The sequence below is a fragment of the Variovorax sp. V116 genome (assembly GCF_041154435.1).
GTDB classification, from domain to species: Bacteria; Pseudomonadota; Gammaproteobacteria; order Burkholderiales; family Burkholderiaceae_C; genus Variovorax; species Variovorax paradoxus.
Genome location: NZ_AP028661.1, coordinates 4,382,658 through 4,400,722, shown reverse-complemented (window position 1 = coordinate 4,400,722; position 18,065 = coordinate 4,382,658). Strand labels below are relative to the sequence as shown.

Here is an 18,065-nt window from a genome sequence, read left to right as displayed (position 1 = left end):
TGGCAGTCAGGGAGTGAGTCGCACCAGGAGCGGCGCGTTCACGAGGGGCAACCGATGCCGGTGCCCGGCCGTGAAAAATTTCACTTCGGGCGCGCTTGCTTCGATCAGGCTTCTATCGCAGCACCAGCACCGGAATGTGCGAGTGGGTCAGCACATGCAGCGTCTCGCTGCCCATCAGCAGCCGCGCCAGGCTGCGCCGGCCGTGCGAGGCCATCACGATCAGGTCGCACTGCTGGTTCTTGGCCGTGGCGATGATGGCTTCGGCCACCTGGTTCGACTTCATGACGATGGCCTGCGCGCTGCGCACGCCCCGGGCGATGGCGGCGCTCCTGACCGCATCGACCAGGCGCTGCGCGGATTGCTCCACCTGTTCTTGCGAGGCTTCGATCTCGCGCTGGTTCAGCACCATCGAGCCTTCGAAGTAGCCGTAGGGTTGGATGTGTGCGACGGTGACGCTCACCAGTTCGGCACCCGCCAGCAGCGCCAGGTCGATGGCAGTGGCAACCGCCTGCTCGGAGAGCGAAGAGCCATCGGTGGGGACGAGGATGCGCTTGTACATGGCCGACTCCTTGGCCCCCGGCACTGCGGGTGCCTTCGCATTCCAGTCTAGTTCGCGGGCAGGGGGCCTTCAAGCAACGAAGCTGGGCTGCGGCCCCTAATCGCAAACGACGGGAGAGCGCCCACGCACGCTCAGGCCTGGGCCGGCGCCTCCCACGCAAACCCCACGCCGTAGACCGAGCGGATCCAGTCGTGCGACGGGGTGACGGCGCCGAGCTTGCGACGCAGGTTCTTCACGTGGCTGTCGATGGCGCGCTCCGTCACGTCCATGGTGTCGTCGTAGGCCAGCTCGAGCAGGCGGGCGCGCGAGAAGATGCGGCCCGGGTGCCGCGACAGCACCTGCAGCAGCCCGAACTCGCGGCGTGTGAGATTGAGCGGCGTGCCTTCGAGCGACGCGCGCCAGTGCACGTCGTCCAGCACCAGGCCGGACATGCCCTGGCGCGCCTGGCCGCGCTCCGCGGGCGGCTCGGTGCGCCGCAGCACGGCGCGCACGCGCGCCACCAGTTCGCGCGGCGAGAAGGGCTTGCAGACGTAGTCGTCGGCGCCCAGCTCCAGCCCGAGCAGGCGGTCGACCTCCTCGATGCGCGCGGTGAGCATGATGATCGGATGGCTGGTGTGCTCCCGCGCGCGGCGCAGCACCTCGATGCCGTCGAGACGCGGCAGCATGATGTCGAGCAGCGTGAGCTCGGGCGGCGTCGCGATGAGGTGGTCGAGCGCGCTCTGGCCGTCGGCGAAATGCGTGGTCTCGTAGCCGGCGTGGCGCAGGTAATCCTGCACCACCGATGCGATGTCGAGCTCGTCCTCGACAATGACGATGCGGGTCATGGCGATGCGCTCCTCGACAGCGGAAGGGTGATGGTCACGCGCAGTCCGCCGAGCTCCGAAGCCTGGGCATCGATGGTGCCGCCATGGGCCTCGATGGCCGCGCGGCAGATCGACAGGCCGAGCCCGGAGCCGCCGAGCTCGCGGCTGCGCGACGACTCGCCGCGGAACAGCCGGTCGAACAGGCGCGGCAATTCCGCCTCGGGAACGCCGGGCGCGCTGTCGTCGAACTGCAGGGTCAGGCTGTTGCCCGTCCACGCCCCGTCGACCGTGGCGCCGATGCGCAGCCGGCCGCCGGCGTCGGTGTAGGCGAGCGTGTTCTCCAGCAGGTTCATGAAGACCTGGTGCAGCCGGTGCGCGTCGCCGTCGATCATCGGCTGGGCGCGCGCCGAGACACGGTCGATGGCGCTGCGGTCGACCGCGATGCCGCGCGCAGCGAACCGGTCGCGCGTGTGGTCCAGCGCTTCCTTCAGCAGCGAGAGCGGGAACACGGTGGTCGCGAGCAGGTCGTTCTGCGGCTCGCGCATGCTGCTGCGCAGGTCGTCCACCAGCTGGCCGAGGCGGATCACCTGCCGATGCAGCCGCAGCGCGGTGCGCTCGTCGAAGCTGCGCACGCCGTCCTGCAGCGCCTCTATTTCTGCGCGCATGGCGGCCAGCGGCGTGCGCAGTTCGTGGGCCGCATCGGCCAGCCAGGCGCGGCGCGAGGCCTCCACCGTGTCCAGGCGCTGCGCCATGTCGTTGAAGGTCTTGCCGAGCAGCGCAAGCTCGTCCGAGCCATGCACGGCCACGCGCGTGGACAGCCGCCCGCGCGCCACGTGCTGCGCGGCCTGCGTGAGCTCGTCGATCGGCCGGAACCAGCGCCGCGCGAGCAGCCACGACAGCATCAGCGCAAAGGCCAGCCCGCACAGGCCGGTGAGGGCGATCACGCCGGACTGGCGCGCGAGAAAGGCGCGGTCGGCCTCGCTCTCCAGGCCCTGCATCGGCGCAAGCACCAGGTAGCCGACGACCGAGCGGCCGTGGCGGATCGGCAGGCGCGCGGCATTCTCCGGGTCGACCTTGGCGCCGACCACGTGCGCACCGTGCGCGTCGACCACGCCCAGGCGCTGGAAGATCGAGTCGGCGGCCTCGCGCGGATCGGGAAAGAAGCCCAGCGGCGGTGGCGGCGGAAAGCGCCGGGGCAGCAGCTCGAGCTGGGGCGAGGGCGCAGGAGGCGGCGGGCGCGATCCGTTCTCGGGGTTGCCTTCGGGGCCGCTGCCGTTTGCGCCCGGCCCGCGGTTCTCGTACCAGGGCGGGAGCTTTCTTTCGTCGGTATTGCTGGCGCCGTCGAGCACCGCGGCGAGCCGGCCCATCTGCAGGCGCTGCCAGGCATCGTCGTTGCCCTGCAGCTTCTTCCAGTCGCCGTTGGCCGCATAGTGCTTGAGCAGCAGCTGCGAGAGCCAGTCCATGCGCCGGATCTCGATCTCGGCCACGTAGGAGCCGAGGCCGCGCTGCAGCGCCACGATGGAAAGCCCAGCGAAGCTGAGCAGCAGCACGATCAGCAAGGCGGCCAGCGCCAGGAAGATCTTCCTGGAAAGTGTCAGGCGCGGCATGGGCTCGGGGGAGGCATGGCCGCATTCTGCGGCATGCGTACGGGGCGGGAATGCGTCATGGAGGAGCGGCCGATCATGGCCGCGAATCGAGGAGGAAATTGGGAGAACCGCTCTCCCACATTTCTCCCGAATCGAACCGCACGATGCGTGCCATGAACCCGCTCACGCACCGATGCTCCCCGAAGAAGAAGGCCTGGCAGGCCCTCGTGGCCCCCGCGCTCGCATGGGCGAGTCCGGGGTACTGCGCGCCGGCGCCTTCGCCGTGGTCCTGGACCGAACTCTGGTCCGATCCGGGGATGGACGCGCTGTTGCTGCTGCTGGCCGCGCTGTTCTGGGCGGTGGCCCATGTCTGGGCGCTGCTGGTGGTGTGGGCGGAAGCACGCGCCACCCGATCGGGCGGGACCGGCACCGCCACCGAGCCTCCGCGCATATGAGCGCCGTCTGGCACGTCCGCGCCGAGGCTGCGGAAGACCACGGGCCCATGCTGGCGGAGCGCCTCCTGGGGTTGCTGGCCGCCTGCGGCCTGGTGGTCGGCGCCGTGGTGGCGGCGAGCGGCGGATGCGTCGCGGCCGGCCGGGTCCGCGCGGGCAGTTCGGCGCTTTCCACGCTGGCGCCGATCATGGCCACCGACAGCCGCGCCGCCCGGCCGCCGCGCGAGCTCTGCGCTCGCGTTCAGGCCGGCCGCTCCTCGAAGGCAAAGCCGACCCCGTAGATCGAGCGGATCCAGTCGTGCGCGGGCGATGCGGCGGCGAGCTTCCTGCGCAGGTTCTTGATGTGCCCGTCGACTGCGCGCTCGTTCACGTCGAGCGCATCTGCAAACGCCGCCTCGAGCAGCGCGGAGCGCGAAAACACCCGGCCCGGCTCGCGTGACAGCGCCTGCAGCAGGTTCAGCTCGCGGCCCGTGAGCGCGAGCAGCCGCCCCTCGATCCTCACGCTGTGGGCGCTGCCGCCGAAGGCCACCGAAGGCGAGGCCATGGCGATGCGCTGGCGCTGCGCATGGCGGCGCAGCACCGTGTTCACGCGCGCCACCACTTCGCGCGGCGAGAAGGGCTTGCACACGTAGTCGTCGGCGCCCAGGTCCAGGCCGCGCAGGCGGTCGGCCTCGCGCGTGCGGGCCGTCAGAACGATGATCGGATGGTCGCTGTGCGAGCGCACCTGCTCCAGCACCCGGAGGCCGCCGATGCGCGGCAGCGCGGTGTCGAGCAGCGTGAGCGCCGGCGGCGAGCTGAGGATGCGGTCGAGCACCGCGGCGCCATCGGCGATGTGCTCCACGTCGTGGCCGGCGCGCTGCAGCTCTTCGCACAGCGCGGCGGCCATCTCGCGGCCTTTTTCGGCCAGCAGGATGCGGCTCATGGAGGGGTGCTCCGCTTCAGAACGAGGTGCCGATCTGGAACTGGAAGCGCTGCGTCCGGTCCGCCGCAATGCCGTTGGCTTCGTCGAGCTTCTGGTACACGAGCGGCACCGCATAGGCCAGGCGCAGCGGGCCGAGCGGAGAAATCCAGCTGATGCCCACCCCCGCCGAGGCGCGCAGGCGGTTCTGCGCCTTCCACTGCGCATCGGTCATGCTCGCGGTGCGCTCGGCAAACACGTTGCCGGCATCGAAGAAGGTGTACAGCCGCAGCGACCGGTCGTTGCCCGCGCCCGGGAAGGGCGTGCTGAACTCCATGTTGAAGATGGCCTTGCGCGTGCCGCCGAGCGCACCGCCCGTGACCGCATCGACCGGCCCGAGCGAGTTCTGCTCGAAGCCGCGGATCGAACCGAGCCCGCCCGCATAGAAGTTCTTGAAGATGGGGTACGTGGTGCCGCCCAGCGCCTTGGCATAGCCGAGCTGGCCGTTGAGGGCGAGCGTGTACTGCTTGGACAGCGCGAAGTACTGCTGGTACTGGTAGGTGCTCTTCAGGTAGCGCAGCTCGCTGCCCACGCCCACCTCCAGGTTGGCGCTCTGCAGCCGGCCGGTGGTGGGCACCAGCGCGCTGTCGCGGTCGTCGCGCGCCCAGCCGATGGTCGCGGGAATGCCCACCATGTTCCTCGATGCGCACACCACGCTTGGCGCCGTGCCCGTGCACTGGAAGTAGTCGAGGTAGGCCTGCGGCGTGCCGGTGTAGACGTAGGAGCCGTCGACCAGCGTGTAGGCGCCGTTGGTGCCCGGCGTGAAGCTGTAGCGCTCCACGCCGATGCCCAGGTAGACCGTGTCCATCTCCCCGAGCGGCAGCCCGAAGCGCACCGAGCCGCCATCGCTCGCGAGCTTGTAGTTGCCGTCTGCCTGGTAGTAGGGGCGGGTGGTGGTGTGGAACACATTGAAGGTGCGCGAGATGCCGCCCGGCGTGAAGTACGGGTCGGTGGCCGTAAGGGAGATGGTGCGGTTGTACGAGCTCGTGTTGACCTGCAGGCCCAGGTAGTTGCCCGTGCCGAACACGTTCTCCTGCGTGATGCCGAAGCTCAGCGACACCTTGTCGGTCGACGAGTAGCCCGCGCCGAGCTGCAGCGAACCGGTGGGCTTCTCGGTCACGTTGATCGCCAGGTCGACCAGGTCGGGCGAGCCCGGCACCTCGGTGGTCTCGATGTTCACGTCGGTGAAGAAGCCGAGCCGGTCCACGCGGTCGCGCGAGAGCTTGATCTTGTTGCCGTCGTACCAGGCGCCCTCGTACTGCCGGAACTCGCGGCGGATGACTTCGTCGCGCGTTCTTGCGTTGCCCCCGATGTTCAGGCGCCGCACGTAGGCGCGCCGCGAAGGTTCGGCCCGCAGCACCAGCGTGACGCGGTTGTTGTCGCGGTCGATCTCCGGCTCTGCCTTGACGCGTGCGAAGGCATAGCCGAAGCTGCCGAAATAGTCGGTGAAGGCCCGGGTGGTGGCGTTCACGTCTTCGCCGTTGTAGGGCTGGCCGGGGCGGATCGTCACGAGCGACTTGAACTCGTCTTCGCGGCCCAGGTAGTTGCCCGCGAGCTTGACGCCGGCCACCGCGAACTTCTGTCCTTCGGTGATGTTGACCGTGAGCGTGAGCGTCTCCCGGTCCGGCGAGATGGCGACCTGCGTGGAATCGATGCGGAACTCCAGGTAGCCGCGCGTGATGTAGAAGGAGCGCAGCGTCTCCAGGTCGCCGTTGAACTTGCTGCGCGAATACTGGTTCGACTTGGTGTACCAGCTCAGCCAGCCGCCGCTGTCCTGGTCGAACAGGTCGAGCAGGGTGCTTTCGCCGAAGGCCTGGTTGCCGACCACGCGCACTTCCTTGATGCGCGCGGACTCGCCCTCGGTCACGCTGAAAGTCAGGTTGACGCGGTTGCGCTCCAGCGGCGTCACGGTGGTGACGACTTGCGCGCTGTAGAGGCTCCGGCTGATGTACTGCCGCTTGAGTTCCTGCTCCGCGCGGTCGGCCAGCGCCTTGTCGTAGGGCTGGCCCTCGGCCAGGCCCACGCTGCGCAGTGCCTTCTGGAGCGCGGCCTTGTCGAATTCCTTGGTGCCGACGAAGTCGACGTCGGCAATCGACGGGCGTTCCTCGACGATCACCACCAGCACGCTGCCGTTGATGTCGATGCGCACGTCCTTGAAGAGGCCGAGTTCGAACAGCGAGCGGATGGCTGCGCTGCCGCGCTCGTCGCTGTAGGTGTCACCCGCCTTGATGCCGAGCGTGGCAAACACCGTTCCGGACTCCACGCGCTGCAGGCCTTCGAGCCGGATGTCCCTGACGGTGAACGGATCGGCGGCCCAGGCGGGCGCGCAGGCGATCGAGAGAAACATGGCGGCAAGGACGCAGGCGGGCTTGGAAGGATTCATCGCCGCATGGTCCCCGCCAAAGTCGGAGAAATCTGGGATGCCCTGCGCTGCGCGGGGGCGTGCCGCAGGCGCCGCCTACTGCAGCCCGATGCCTGCCGTTGCAGTAGCGCCCGCGCCGTTCCAGCGCGTGGAGATCTGCTCGCTTCTTTCTCGGCAGTTCTGCATGTGGTCGTCGAGAGAAAGGCTGCCCTGGATGTCGAGCAGGCGCTGCGCAGTGCGGTCGATGGCGTCGGCATCCAGCAGCGGATAGCTGCGCGCGGTGCGGCCGTTGTTGCGCACCAGGCGCGCAATGTAGGGCAGGTCCTGCTGGGTGATCACGGCGGCGGGCATCACGCCTTCGAGTTCGACGCCCTCGCAGGGCAGCAGCACGAAATACTGCAGCCGCAGCTCGTCGCTCAGCAGGCTTCGCAGCTGCGTGGTCTTGCGGCCGCCCTGCCAGGCGGGGTCCTTCACCTCGCGTGCCCGGCTGCAGCCCTGCAGCCGCAGGAACCAGCGCGGCGGCGCCGCCTCCGATTTCTTGCGGTAGACGAAGGCATTGCGCCAGGCCTTGATCTCGAACAGGTAGACGCCGGTTTCGCACACCAGCACCGCATCGATCATGGCGGTGCGCACCACGCTGCCCTCGGGCATCGGGATGATCAGGTTGCGAAGAATGCGCAAATGGGAAAAGGCCGGGCTGAATGCGCTGGCGAGCTGCTGCACACCCAGCGAGGCTGCGATGGTGTTCTGCATTGCAATGGTCATGTCGGGCTCCTTCGGAAGCCGAGCATTGCGCGCCATTTGGGAGATTTCTGGTACGAGGCCTTGCAGGGCCGAAGGGCTTGGGCGTGCGCACAAACAACAGTCGATGCAAAGCCGGCTGCATCGACCAGATTCCTCCAAATTTGAACGGGACCATCCGTCCAGCTGCTCGATGAAGAGCTGCTGAAAACCGGAGAAACCTGTATGAAGAAATCCCTCACGGCACTCGCCGCGCTGGCCGTTGCCGGCCTGGCCTCTGCCCAATCGTCCGTCACGTTGTTCGGCGTCATCGATGCCGGCGTGACCTACCAGTCGGCCACCTCGCGCGACGCGGCCACAGGCTTGAGCTCCAAACAGAGCAAGTGGAGCCTCGCCAACTCCGGCTACAACTCCAGCCGCATCGGTTTCCGTGGCACGGAAGACCTGGGCGGCGGGCTGGCCGCCAGCTTCTGGCTCGAAGCGCCGATCACCAACGATGACGGCGCCACCGGCATCTCCACCTTCAACCGCCGCTCCACCGTGAGCCTGTCGGGCGGCTTCGGCGAACTGCGGCTGGGCCGCGACTACACCGCCACCTTCTGGAACGACACGGTCTTCGATCCGTTCGGCACCAACGGCTCGGGCGCCAGCGTGATCAATACCGTGAGCGGCAGCACCGGCCTGAACAACACCAACTACGTGCGTGCGAGCAACATGGTCGGCTACTTCCTGCCGCCCAACCTCGGTGGCTTCTACGGCCAGCTGCAATACAGCCTGAACGAGAACACCCGGACCAGCGCCACCGACCTCACGGCCGCCACCAGCAGCAGCGCGGGCCGCTACGCGGGCGGGCGCTTCGGCTATGCGAACGGGCCGCTCGACGTGGCACTGGCCGTGGGCGAGAACGTTGCGGTGGACACCACCTCGCTGACCCGCAAGGTGCAGACCATCAACCTCGGCGCGTCGTACGACTTCGGCCCGGTCAAGCTGTTCGGCGAGCTGTCGAACGTGAAGAACAAGTTCGACCTGGCCGTCGGCAACAGCCACGACAGCTACAACGGCTACCTGATCGGCGCGAGCATGCCGGTGGGGGCGGGCGTGATCCGCGCGTCGTACTCGACCGTGCGCTACGACGAAGGCGCCGCGGGCATCACGGGCGAGGATCCGCGCGCGCAGAAGCTGGCCATCGGCTATGTGCACAACCTCTCGAAGCGCACGGCCCTGTACGCGACCGTGGCCCGCGTGAACAACCGCAACGATGCGGCCTACACCGGCAGCCTGAGCGCCGCCAGCACCACGGGCTACGGCAGCGCCGGCGTCAGCTACACGGGCCTGCCGCGCTCGTCCACGGGCTACGACTTCGGCATCCGGCACGCGTTCTGACGACAGGCGATGTGCGGCGGGGCCTTGCAATGCACAGCCCCGCCGCATGTGCCCGTGAACTTGTTCATGAGGTTCGAATGACCAGAATCCATCATCACTTGGCGGGCCTGCTCGCCGCGGCCGGCTTGTCCGGCTGCATCATGCTTCCCCCGCCGCCGCCCCATGGTCCGCTGCCCGGCTGGCACGCGGGTTTTCGCGGCGAAGCACCGCCAGGGCCGCCCATGGCCGCATGGGACGTGTGCGACGGCCAGGCCGAAGGCGCGCGCCCGGTGCTTCCGGGTCCTCGCGCCGATAGCTTGTCGGGAACCTGCGAACGCGGCCCTGGCGGTGCGCTGGAGTTCCGGCCGCCGCAGGGGCGCTGAAGGCGCACGAGCCATGTATTCAAGCAACCTGGGCCTGGCCATTGCCATCGTCGTTGCACTCGGCCTCGCCGCAGTGCTGGCCTTCATCGCCTCCCTGTTCGTTGCCAACCTCAAGGCCGGCGCGCAAGCGCGCGAAATGGCCGCCGAGGCCCGCCACGAGGCCGAGCAGAAGATGCGCGAGAGCCGCATGCAGGACCTGCGGCCGCTTGTCGCGTCGCTGCGGAGTTTTGAAGATTCCGAAGGCGCGTCCGGCTGGCCGATCCGCTTCGACATCCGGGTTCCGCACGAGGTGGTGCCCGTGTTCGGCATCGAGGCCGAGCTCGAGGAACTGCTTTCGAAGATCGCGCGTTATGCGGCAAAGGTCATGTCCCCCGGCGCCACGCTGCAGGTCTCGGCGCGGGTGGAACGCGGCCAGGCCGTCATCCACTGGAGGGATCTCGATGCTTCCGATGCGAGCCCGCCGCTGGCGCGTTTTCTCGAGGCGACGCAGGTCGTCGGCCATGCCGGTGCGCGCGTGTGCGAGCGCATCGCGAGCCGCCACGGCGGGCGCATCTATGCGGCGCCGGACGCGGGCGGCGCGCTGGGCTTGACGCTGCGGCTGCCGCTGCCCGGGCGGGCGGCGTCGGCGGGAGGCTGAGTGCCGGGCGCTTCGCACTGCCGCGAAAGCGGTTGATGCGGGTCATTCGGCACGGCCGAGGATGCCGGGCCTTCGCTCGCACGATACTTGCGGCTTGCTCGCTGCCTGTGCTGGCCGCAAATTGATTCTTTCCTGTTCCGATGTCGAAGCTGCGATCCCTCGTTCCCCCGCTCTTTTTCGGTCCTCTCGTTCGCGCACTCGCCGCGAGCGCCGCAGTCTTTGCCGCCGGGGCGCTGCATGCGCAGGCGCTGCCGCCCGGCGTGCGGCTCGGCATGACGGCCGTCGAGCTGCAGGCCGCAATGCCCACGATCGAGCGCGTGCCGCGGCCGCAGCGGCTCGCGGGCGGCCTGGTCGGCGGCTGGCAGGGGGCGCCGGTCTCGATGGCGGGGCTGGTGTTCGAACCGACCTTCTTCTTTGCCGATTCGCAGCTGCGGCGCGTCGAGTACCTCGCGTCCGCATCGGCGGTGCCCGACGGCGGCGCGGCCGCGTTTGCCGAACTGCTCCGATGGGGCCGCGCGGCCTTCGGCGCCGAGCTGGCCTCGAACGATCCCGGCAGTGCCTACGCGGCGTGGACGCACGAGGATGCCGACGTGTACCTGCAGCACGTGCGCGATGCGCGCCGCGGGGGCGTGCGGCTGGTCTACAAGGCGCGGCAGCTGCGCGACGGCAGCGAACTCTGAGGGCGTGCCTCAGTCTGCGGTCAGCATGCCGCGCTTCTCGATGAACGCCACCACCTCGGCCACGCCGGTGTGGGTCTTGAGGTTGGTCATCACGTAGGGCCGCTGGCGGCGCATGCGCTGCGTGTCCTGCTCCATCACGTCGAGGTTCGCGCCGACGTAGGGCGCGAGGTCGGTCTTGTTGATGACGAACAGGTCGCTCTTGGTGATGCCGGGGCCGCCCTTGCGCGGAATCTTCTCGCCGGCCGCCACGTCGATCACGTAGATCGTCAGGTCCGACAGCTCGGGGCTGAAGGTGGCCGCGAGGTTGTCGCCGCCCGATTCGACGAACACCACGTCGGCATCGGGAAAATCCTCGAGCATGCGGTCGATGGCCTCGAGGTTGATCGACGCGTCTTCGCGGATGGCGGTGTGCGGGCAGCCGCCGGTCTCCACGCCCATGATGCGTTCGGCGGGCAGGGCGCCGGCCACGGTGAGCAGGCGCTGGTCTTCCTTGGTGTAGATGTCGTTGGTGATGGCGACGAGGTCGTACTTGTCGCGCATGGCCTTGCAGAGCATCTCGAGCAGTGTGGTCTTGCCCGAGCCGACCGGGCCGCCGATGCCCACGCGCAGCGGCGGCAGTTTCTTGGTGCGATGGGGAATGTGGTGCAGGGCGGAGGTCATGGGCGTTGTCCGGTTCGGTCAGCTTCGAAAGAGGCGCGAGTATTGTGTTTCATGCCGTGCCGACAGCACGGCCAAGAGGGGCGCAAAGGCCTGGCGCTCGTCGTCGCCAAGCTGCATGGCGCGCTCGACGGCGGCGGGAATCTCGTTGGCGAGCCGGGCCAGGATGCGCTGGCCCGCGCTCTGGCCGAGCGGCACGGCCTTGACCGCCGCGGCCACCATGTTCTCGGCCCAGCCGAAGGCAAAGGCCAGGCAGCCGTCGTGCACGGAGGCGCCGGTGCGGCTCGCGGCAAAGGCAAAGGCGACGGGATAGCTCGCGGGCAGGCCGGCAAAAACGGTGGCCGTGTCGTCGTGGTGCAGCTTGAGCCATTCGACGAAGGAGCGGCCCATCTGTTCGGTCTGCAGGAAGAATTCAGCCGATTCGCGGGTGGCCATCACCCAAGTGTTGAGTTCTCGGATGCGCGCTGCGTCGCCTGCGCGCCAGGCCGGGATGGCTTGCGCCACCAGCGCGAGGTCGCCGCGCGCGAAGCTCAGGTGCAACTGGTCGGAGAGCCACTCGATGGCCTTGGCCTCCGAATCGATGCCGGCCCATTCGACGGCCGCCTCGATGCCTTCCGAATAGGAAAAACCGCCGACGGGCAGGGCGGGGGAGGCGAGCCAGATGAGCTGCAGGAGGCTGTGGGGGTCGGGCATGGTCAGCTCTTTGCTGCGCGTTGTGTTGGGGGGCGCTTGTGTTCTTGGCGCTCTTGTTCAGGGCGCCGTTGTTCAGGGCGCGTGCACAGGCCACCGGGTACTCCCCTCCGCGAATGTCCCCCGGGGCTACGCCCCTCCTCCTTGATTTCGCTGCGGGGAGCACCCGATGCCCTGTGCACTCGGGCACGCTGCCGGTGAACCGCGATCAACGACCGTGGCTGATAACGATCACGCCGATGGGGTGCCTTGCGCAGCGAAATGAATGCGAAGGGACTTCTCGCTTCCTGGTCACGGCATCGAGTGCCAAGATTGATTTGCGAAGTCAATCTGAAACCTTTGGAAGGAGAAGCCCCATGAACGAGATTACCCGAGTCGGCATCGATCTGGCAAAGCACGTCATTGAGGTTTTTGCGGTCAACGCGGCCGGCGTGCGCGTTACGGGGCGTGCATTGCCGCGCGCTAAATTCCTGGCTTGGTGCGCGCAATTGCCCGCGGGCTGCCTGGTCGCCATGGAGGCCAGCTCCAGTGCGCATTACTGGGCGCGCAAGCTGCTCGCCCTGGGGCTGGATGCCCGCATCATCGCCGCCGCGCACGTCGTGGCCTATCGCCTGCAGGGCAAGAGCGGCAAGAACGACGCCAACGATGCTGCCGCCATCTGCGAGGCCGCCTCGCGCCCGCACATGCACTTCGTGCCGATCAAGAGCGTGGAGCAGCAAAGCATGCTGTGCATTCACCGCCTGCGCGAGGGCGTCAAGGCAGACCGCACCGCCTGCATCAACCGCATTCGGGGCCTGCTGGCGGAGTTCGGGCTGGTGTTCGCCCAAAGCCCCGAGGCGCTGCGCCAGGTTCTTCCCGATGTGATGGAAGACGCTGGCAATGAACTCGGCGGCCTTGCCCGGCTGGCGCTGCACAGAGCGTATGCACAGTGGCAGGAACTCGATGCGCACCTGCGCTGGTGCGACGAGCGCATTGCCGCGCACGGCAAGGCCAGCGAGCAGGTGCGCCAGGCCGAGCAGTTGCTGGGCGTGGGACCGGTCACGGCCTCCGCGGTGGTGGCAACCGTGGGCGACTTCAAGCAATTCAAGAACGGTGCACAGTTCGGCGCCTGGCTGGGCCTGACGCCCCGACAGAACTCCAGCGGGGGCAAGAACAACCTGGGGCGCATCACCAAGCGCGGCGACGCGTACCTGCGCACGCTGCTGATCCAGGGGGCCAAGTCGATAGTGCTGACGGCGCACAGGCGCGACGACCCGATCTCGCGCTGGGTGCAGGCCTTGCGCGAGCGCTGCGGCTGGCAGAAGGCCGTGGTGGCGTTGGCCAACAAGAACGCACGCATTCTGTGGGCCGTGTTCGCACGGGGCCGGCCCTTCGATGCGCACCACGTCAGTACCAAACCGCCAGGCGTCATCGTCGCGGTGATCGCGACGTAGCGCCAGCCGTTCGGATACCCTTTGTTGTTGTTTATTTGCTTGCCAGACGTGAGTTCGAAGATGCAATGAACAGGTCAGACCGGCAGCGGGCAAGCTCGACTCCTCCTTGGTGATGCCGGTTGTAGTGGGCATCACGAGAAATGAATGGAGCCCCGCTGAGCGGTTCGTATCTGGGTCCGCACGGCCACGTGCCAGTGCAACAAGACCGTCGGTAGATGTGCAGTCTGTTCCTCGTTTCGTTGCGCCTCGATCCTCAATGCCTCGCAAGCGATACAGCTTGGTAGAAAAACCAACCCAAACCCGTGCTTGACTGCGCGAGAAGTCCCGGTAAAGGAGGAGGCCGCAGGCCGGGGGACATTCGCTTCGCCGCGTACCCCGTCGGCGGGAGCGCGCCCTGAATGACGCACAACGCACCAAGCCGATCTCATTTCAGTGCGAGTGCCCATGATGGCCGTGATCGTGCGAATGATCATGGTCATCGAGCAGTTCCGGTGCGAGCACGAGCGGCTTCGGACCCTTGCTGCTGCCATGCGCGTGGTCGTGGCCGGCGCCGTGCGAATGCTCGTGCGACCCGTAGGCGCCGCCCTCGGGCTCGAAGGCTTCCTCGACCGCGACGACGATCAGGTGCATCGAGCGCAGCATGTCGGCCAGCACATGGTCGGGCTCGATCTTCAGGTGGTCGGGCTTGAGCTCGATCGGCACATGCCGGTTGCCCAGGTGATAGGCTGCGCGCGTCAGGTCGAACGGCGTGCCGTGGGCCGTGCAATGCGTGATGCGCAGCACCGGCTGCGGCGCCGCGATCACGCGGACCAGCGAGCCGTCCTCGGCCACCAGCACGTCGCCGCCGCGCACGGCGGTGCCGCGCGGCAGGAACACGCCGATCTGCCGGCCCTGCGAATCGGTGGCATCGAAACGGCTTTTCTGGCGCACGTCCCAGTCGAGCTCGATGGTGGCGGCGCGCTTGAGCAGCACGGGCGCAAGGCCGCGGCCTTGGGGCATGAGTTTGTTGGCGGTGAGCATGGTGGCTTGCGACTCCCAGTAAGGCGGAATAATATAACGTTTGTTATAACTTCGATTGAATGGAGCTTTCCATGTCCGCCCTCAAACTGACCCAGATCGGCAACTCGGTCGGAGTCATCCTGCCCAAGGAAGTGCTGGCGAGCATGAATGTCGGCAAGGGTGACACGATTTACCTGACGCAAGCCGCAGGCGGGGGGTTCACCATGACTCCGTATGACGAGGAGTTCGAGCGCCAGATGGAAGCAGCCCGCCGCATCATGAAGAAGCGGCGCAACGTGCTGCGCGAGCTCGCCAAGTGAGCGCCGCGAACGACGCCTGGGTCTGGCTCAGCCTTCAATTGATTCATGCTGTCCACGAAGAACAGCTGGCCGAGCATGGAGGTCCCGCCGGAGTACGCGACGAGGGGCTGCTCGTTTCCGCCATGGGGCGACCGCAAAACCGGGCGCTTTATGAATCGCCCGACGCGGCGGCACTGGCTGCGAGCTACGCCTTCGGGATTGCTCGCAACCATCCATTCACCGACGGCAACAAAAGAACGGCTTTCGTCGCCATGGAAGTTTTTCTGGACCTCAATGGGTTTGAGCTTCGCGCGACCGACCACGATTGCGTGCTGACCACACTCAAGCTCGCCGCCGGCCAGCTCGAGGAAGAGGCGCTTGCGGAGTGGATCCGCGCTCACCTCGCGCCTCGGAGCAGCTGACATTCAGAACAGAAAATACCGCTGCGTCAGCGGCAGCTGCACCGCCGGATCGCAGGTCAGCAGATGCCCGTCGGCGCGCACCGCATAGGTCTGCGCATCGATCTCCATCTTCGGCGTGTAGCCGTTGTGGACCAGGTCCTTCTTGCGCACATTGCGGATGTTCTTCACCGCGCTGAGGTGCTTTGCCAGGCCGTAGCGTTCCTTGATGCCCGCGGCCAGTCCGGCCTGCGAGACGAAGGTCAGCGAGCTCCTGGCCAGCGAGCCGCCGTAGCTGCCGAACATCGGGCGGTAGTGCACCGGCTGCGGCGTGGGGATCGACGCGTTGGGGTCGCCCATGGCAGCCATGGCGATGGTGCCGCCCTTGATGAGCGTGAAGGGCTTCACGCCGAAGAAGGCGGGTTTCCAGATCACGATGTCGGCCCACTTGCCGACCTCGATCGAGCCCACCTCGTGCGCAATGCCGTGCGAGATGGCGGGGTTGATCGTGTACTTGGCCACGTAGCGCCTGGCGCGGAAGTTGTCGTTGCGCTCGTTGTCCTCGGGCAGCTTGCCGCGCTGCAGCTTCATCTTGTGCGCGGTCTGCCAGCAGCGCAGCACCACTTCGCCGACGCGGCCCATGGCCTGGCTGTCGGAGCTGAACATGCTGATCGCGCCCAGGTCGTGCAGCACGTCCTCGGCGGCAATGGTCTCCTTGCGGATGCGCGACTCGGCAAAGGCCAGGTCCTCGGCAATGCCGGCGTCCAGGTGGTGGCACACCATGAGCATGTCGACGTGCTCGTCGAGCGTGTTCACGGTGTAGGGCATGGTGGGGTTGGTGGAGGAGGGCAGGAAGTTCTCCTCGCCCACCACGCGCAGGATGTCCGGCGCATGGCCGCCGCCCGCGCCTTCGGTGTGGAAGGCGCAGATCGAGCGGCCGCCCACGGCCGCGATGGTGTTCTCGACGAAGCCCGATTCGTTGAGCGTGTCGCTGTGGATCGCCACCTGCGTGTCGGTGGCGTCGGCCACGTCCAGGCAGTTGCTGATGGCCGAAGGCGTGGTGCCCCAGTCCTCGTGCAGCTTCAGGCCCATGACGCCGGCTTCGATCTGCTCGTGCAGCGCATCCGGAAGGCTCGCATTGCCCTTGCCGAGGAAGCCCAGGTTCATCGGGAACGCATCGGCCGCCTGCAGCATGCGTTCGATGTGCCAGGGGCCGGGCGTGGCGGTGGTTGCGAAGGTGCCGGTGGCGGGGCCGGTGCCGCCGCCCAGCATGGTGGTGATGCCGGAGGCGAGCGCTTCCTCGATCTGCTGCGGGCAGATGAAGTGGATGTGGCTGTCGATGCCGCCGGCCGTGACGATGTTGCCCTCGCAGCTGATGATCTCGGTGCCCGGGCCGATGACGATGTCCACGCCCGGCTGCACGTCGGGGTTGCCGGCCTTGCCGATGGCGGCGATGCGCCCGTCCTTCAGGCCGATGTCGGCCTTCACGATGCCCCAGTGGTCGAGGATCAGCGCGTTGGTCAGCACGGTGTCGACGGCTCCACCGGCCGTCGGGCCGCTGCCTTTGCCGTCGCGAGTGCGCTGCGACTGCGCCATGCCGTCGCGGATGGTCTTGCCGCCACCGAACTTCACCTCTTCGCCGTAGCCGCCGGCGCGCAGCGTGTAGTCGGCCTCGACCTCGATCAGCAGGTCGGTGTCGGCGAGCCGCACCCGGTCGCCCACGGTGGGGCCGAAGATCTCGGCGTACGCACGCCGTCCAATCGTTGCCATGGCTTAGAGCTTTCCTTGAACGAGGCCGCGAAAGCCGTAGACGATGCGATCGCCTGAAAAATCGACGAGCTCGACCGTGCGCTGCTGGCCCGGCTCGAAGCGCACCGCGGCGCCCGAGGCGATGTTCAGCCGCATGCCGCGCGCAGCCTCGCGGTCGAAGCCGAGCGCGCCATTGGTTTCGGCGAAGTGGTAGTGCGAGCCGACCTGGATCGGCCGGTCGGCGGTGTTCTGCACCACCAGCGTGAGCGTGCGGCGGCCCGGGTTGAGCGTGTGCTCGCCGTCGTCGGTGAGGAGTTCGCCAGGGATCATGGCCGGCCTCAGATGGCCTGGGCCAGCAGCGTTGCGCCCAGACCGAGCACAGCGGCGCCGGCCACGCGGGGCAGCCAGGCGTTGGCGCGCCGCAGCGCCCAGCCCATCGCGATGCCAGCGGCGTGCAGCAGCACGGTGGCGCCGACCATGCCGGCCAGCGTCAATGCGGCGCCTTGTTCGCCCGCGAGTTCGTGGCCATGCGCCACGCCGTGGAACACCGCGAACACGCCGACCACTGCCATAGCCACCACGGCCGGCAGATGCACGCGCGTGGCGACCAGCAGGCCCAGCACCAGCAGCGAGGCCGCGATCATCGGTTCGACGGCCGGCAGCTGCACGCCTGCGAGTCCCATCAGCGCGCCCACGAGCAGCATGCCCGCGAAGGCGAGCGGCGCCCACAGCAGGTCGGGCCAGGCGCGGCGCGCGGCCAGCGCGCTCCAGAGGCCGACCGCGACCATCGCCGCCAGATGGTCGGCGCCGGTCAGCGGGTGCAAAAAGCCGGTGGCAAAGCCGTGGTGCACGCCGCCATCGGCACCGGTGTGGGCGCTGGCCGCGAGCGGCAGCAGCATGGCAATGAGGGCAAGCGTCTTGGAAGCGTTGTGGCGCATGGCAGGCTTTCTTGTTCCGAGGGAGAGTCAGACGATGGGTTGGTGCACGGTGACGAGCTTGGTGCCGTCGGGAAAGGTGGCTTCCACCTGGATGTCCGGGATCATCTCGGCGATGCCGTCCATCACGTCGGCGCGGGTGAGCACGGAGCGGCCTTCGCTCATCAGCGCCGCGACGCTCTTGCCGTCGCGCGCGCCTTCCATCACGGCGGCGGAGATCAGCGCGACGGCTTCGGGGTAGTTGAGCTTCAGTCCCCGCGCCTTGCGGCGTTCGGCCAGCAGTGCTGCGGTGAAGATCAGCAGCTTGTCTTTTTCGCGCGGGGTCAGTTCCATGGGAGGCGGCTTCGGGTGGCGGGGAGGTCGGCCATTATTGGGCAGGCTT

The 18,065-nt window shown here is 67.9% G+C and carries 22 protein-coding genes; 9 read left to right on the top strand and 13 right to left on the bottom strand.

Annotation, left to right across the window (positions count from 1 at the left end; translation table 11 throughout):
• Positions 1-112: 112 nt before the first annotated feature.
• From ACAM58_RS20920 to ACAM58_RS20910, 3 genes are all read right to left on the bottom strand, one after another.
• Positions 113-559, bottom strand: coding sequence for a universal stress protein (locus ACAM58_RS20920; RefSeq protein ID WP_015867034.1), 447 nt, complete (start codon positions 557-559; stop codon positions 113-115).
• Between the two features lie 131 nt (positions 560-690).
• A complete protein-coding gene (locus ACAM58_RS20915) occupies positions 691-1,383 on the bottom strand; it encodes a response regulator (protein ID WP_015867033.1) in 693 nt (230 codons plus the stop codon).
• On the bottom strand, positions 1,380-2,969 hold the full coding sequence (locus ACAM58_RS20910; protein ID WP_369663469.1) for an ATP-binding protein: 1,590 nt from the start codon (positions 2,967-2,969) through the stop codon (positions 1,380-1,382). The genes ACAM58_RS20915 and ACAM58_RS20910 overlap by 4 nt, the downstream gene beginning before the upstream one ends.
• Positions 2,970-3,067: 98 nt before the next feature.
• Here ACAM58_RS20910 and ACAM58_RS20905 point away from each other — a divergent pair, with 98 nt between their 5' ends.
• Positions 3,068-3,403 (top strand): hypothetical protein, encoded by a 336-nt coding sequence (locus tag ACAM58_RS20905; protein WP_369663468.1) that lies wholly within the window; start codon positions 3,068-3,070, stop codon positions 3,401-3,403.
• Positions 3,400-3,681, top strand: a complete 282-nt coding sequence (locus ACAM58_RS20900) for a hypothetical protein (RefSeq protein ID WP_369663467.1) — start codon at positions 3,400-3,402, stop codon at positions 3,679-3,681. Before ACAM58_RS20905 ends, ACAM58_RS20900 begins: the two co-directional genes overlap by 4 nt.
• Here the strand turns inward: ACAM58_RS20900 and ACAM58_RS20895 are convergent.
• From ACAM58_RS20895 to ACAM58_RS20885, 3 genes are all read right to left on the bottom strand, one after another.
• Entirely contained in the window at positions 3,642-4,322 is a 681-nt protein-coding gene (locus ACAM58_RS20895) for a response regulator (RefSeq protein ID WP_369663466.1), read from the bottom strand. The two genes, ACAM58_RS20900 and ACAM58_RS20895, sit on opposite strands and share 40 nt — an antisense overlap.
• 16 nt (positions 4,323-4,338) lie before the next feature.
• Positions 4,339-6,705, bottom strand: a complete 2,367-nt coding sequence (gene bamA, locus ACAM58_RS20890; protein WP_369664506.1) for an outer membrane protein assembly factor BamA — start codon at positions 6,703-6,705, stop codon at positions 4,339-4,341.
• Positions 6,706-6,816: 111 nt separating this feature from the next.
• Positions 6,817-7,485: a nuclease-related domain-containing protein gene (locus ACAM58_RS20885; protein WP_369663465.1), complete on the bottom strand. Its 669-nt coding sequence runs from the start codon at positions 7,483-7,485 to the stop codon at positions 6,817-6,819.
• Between the two features lie 201 nt (positions 7,486-7,686).
• On the opposite strand from ACAM58_RS20885, the gene ACAM58_RS20880 reads away from it, so the two are divergent.
• The 4 genes from ACAM58_RS20880 to ACAM58_RS20865 all read left to right on the top strand — a co-directional run bounded on the left by ACAM58_RS20880 (position 7,687) and on the right by ACAM58_RS20865 (position 10,523).
• Positions 7,687-8,844: a porin gene (locus ACAM58_RS20880; protein WP_278877522.1), complete on the top strand. Its 1,158-nt coding sequence runs from the start codon at positions 7,687-7,689 to the stop codon at positions 8,842-8,844.
• Between the two features lie 77 nt (positions 8,845-8,921).
• Positions 8,922-9,206: a hypothetical protein gene (locus ACAM58_RS20875; RefSeq protein ID WP_369663464.1), complete on the top strand. Its 285-nt coding sequence runs from the start codon at positions 8,922-8,924 to the stop codon at positions 9,204-9,206.
• A gap of 13 nt (positions 9,207-9,219) precedes the next feature.
• Complete coding sequence (locus ACAM58_RS20870) at positions 9,220-9,843, top strand: ATP-binding protein (protein ID WP_015867024.1); 624 nt, start codon at positions 9,220-9,222, stop codon at positions 9,841-9,843.
• Positions 9,844-9,983: 140 nt separating this feature from the next.
• On the top strand, positions 9,984-10,523 hold the full coding sequence (locus tag ACAM58_RS20865; RefSeq protein ID WP_278877518.1) for a hypothetical protein: 540 nt from the start codon (positions 9,984-9,986) through the stop codon (positions 10,521-10,523).
• Positions 10,524-10,532: 9 nt separating this feature from the next.
• Here the strand turns inward: ACAM58_RS20865 and ureG are convergent, their stop codons facing one another.
• Both ureG and ACAM58_RS20855 read right to left on the bottom strand, forming a co-directional pair.
• Complete coding sequence (ureG, locus tag ACAM58_RS20860; protein WP_015867022.1) at positions 10,533-11,183, bottom strand: urease accessory protein UreG; 651 nt, start codon at positions 11,181-11,183, stop codon at positions 10,533-10,535.
• 18 nt (positions 11,184-11,201) lie between these two features.
• The gene (locus ACAM58_RS20855; protein WP_369663463.1) at positions 11,202-11,873 is read right to left on the bottom strand and encodes an urease accessory protein UreF; all 672 of its coding nucleotides are present in this window, start codon (positions 11,871-11,873) and stop codon (positions 11,202-11,204) included.
• 353 nt (positions 11,874-12,226) lie between these two features.
• Here ACAM58_RS20855 and ACAM58_RS20850 point away from each other — a divergent pair, with 353 nt between their 5' ends.
• Positions 12,227-13,303: an IS110 family transposase gene (locus tag ACAM58_RS20850; protein ID WP_027730205.1), complete on the top strand. Its 1,077-nt coding sequence runs from the start codon at positions 12,227-12,229 to the stop codon at positions 13,301-13,303.
• 429 nt (positions 13,304-13,732) lie between these two features.
• Here the strand turns inward: ACAM58_RS20850 and ureE are convergent, their stop codons facing one another.
• Positions 13,733-14,323, bottom strand: a complete 591-nt coding sequence (ureE, locus tag ACAM58_RS20845; RefSeq protein WP_369663462.1) for an urease accessory protein UreE — start codon at positions 14,321-14,323, stop codon at positions 13,733-13,735.
• Between the two features lie 71 nt (positions 14,324-14,394).
• Between ureE and ACAM58_RS20840 the strand changes: the two genes are divergently transcribed.
• Positions 14,395-14,622 (top strand): AbrB/MazE/SpoVT family DNA-binding domain-containing protein, encoded by a 228-nt coding sequence (locus ACAM58_RS20840; protein ID WP_015867019.1) that lies wholly within the window; start codon positions 14,395-14,397, stop codon positions 14,620-14,622.
• Complete coding sequence (locus tag ACAM58_RS20835; RefSeq protein WP_015867018.1) at positions 14,619-15,023, top strand: type II toxin-antitoxin system death-on-curing family toxin; 405 nt, start codon at positions 14,619-14,621, stop codon at positions 15,021-15,023. Before ACAM58_RS20840 ends, ACAM58_RS20835 begins: the two co-directional genes overlap by 4 nt.
• A 3-nt stretch (positions 15,024-15,026) precedes the next feature.
• On the opposite strand, the gene ureC is transcribed toward ACAM58_RS20835, so the two are convergent.
• From ureC to ACAM58_RS20815, 4 genes are read right to left on the bottom strand one after another with little or no spacing between them, the layout of a single operon-like run.
• Entirely contained in the window at positions 15,027-16,769 is a 1,743-nt protein-coding gene (ureC, locus tag ACAM58_RS20830) for an urease subunit alpha (RefSeq protein ID WP_369663461.1), read from the bottom strand.
• A 3-nt stretch (positions 16,770-16,772) separates the two neighbouring features.
• Positions 16,773-17,078: an urease subunit beta gene (locus ACAM58_RS20825; protein WP_056594107.1), complete on the bottom strand. Its 306-nt coding sequence runs from the start codon at positions 17,076-17,078 to the stop codon at positions 16,773-16,775.
• An 8-nt stretch (positions 17,079-17,086) separates the two neighbouring features.
• A complete protein-coding gene (locus ACAM58_RS20820) occupies positions 17,087-17,686 on the bottom strand; it encodes a HupE/UreJ family protein (protein ID WP_369663460.1) in 600 nt (199 codons plus the stop codon).
• Positions 17,687-17,713: 27 nt separating this feature from the next.
• Complete coding sequence (locus ACAM58_RS20815) at positions 17,714-18,016, bottom strand: urease subunit gamma (RefSeq protein WP_018906796.1); 303 nt, start codon at positions 18,014-18,016, stop codon at positions 17,714-17,716.
• Between the last annotated feature and the right edge of the window lie 49 nt (positions 18,017-18,065).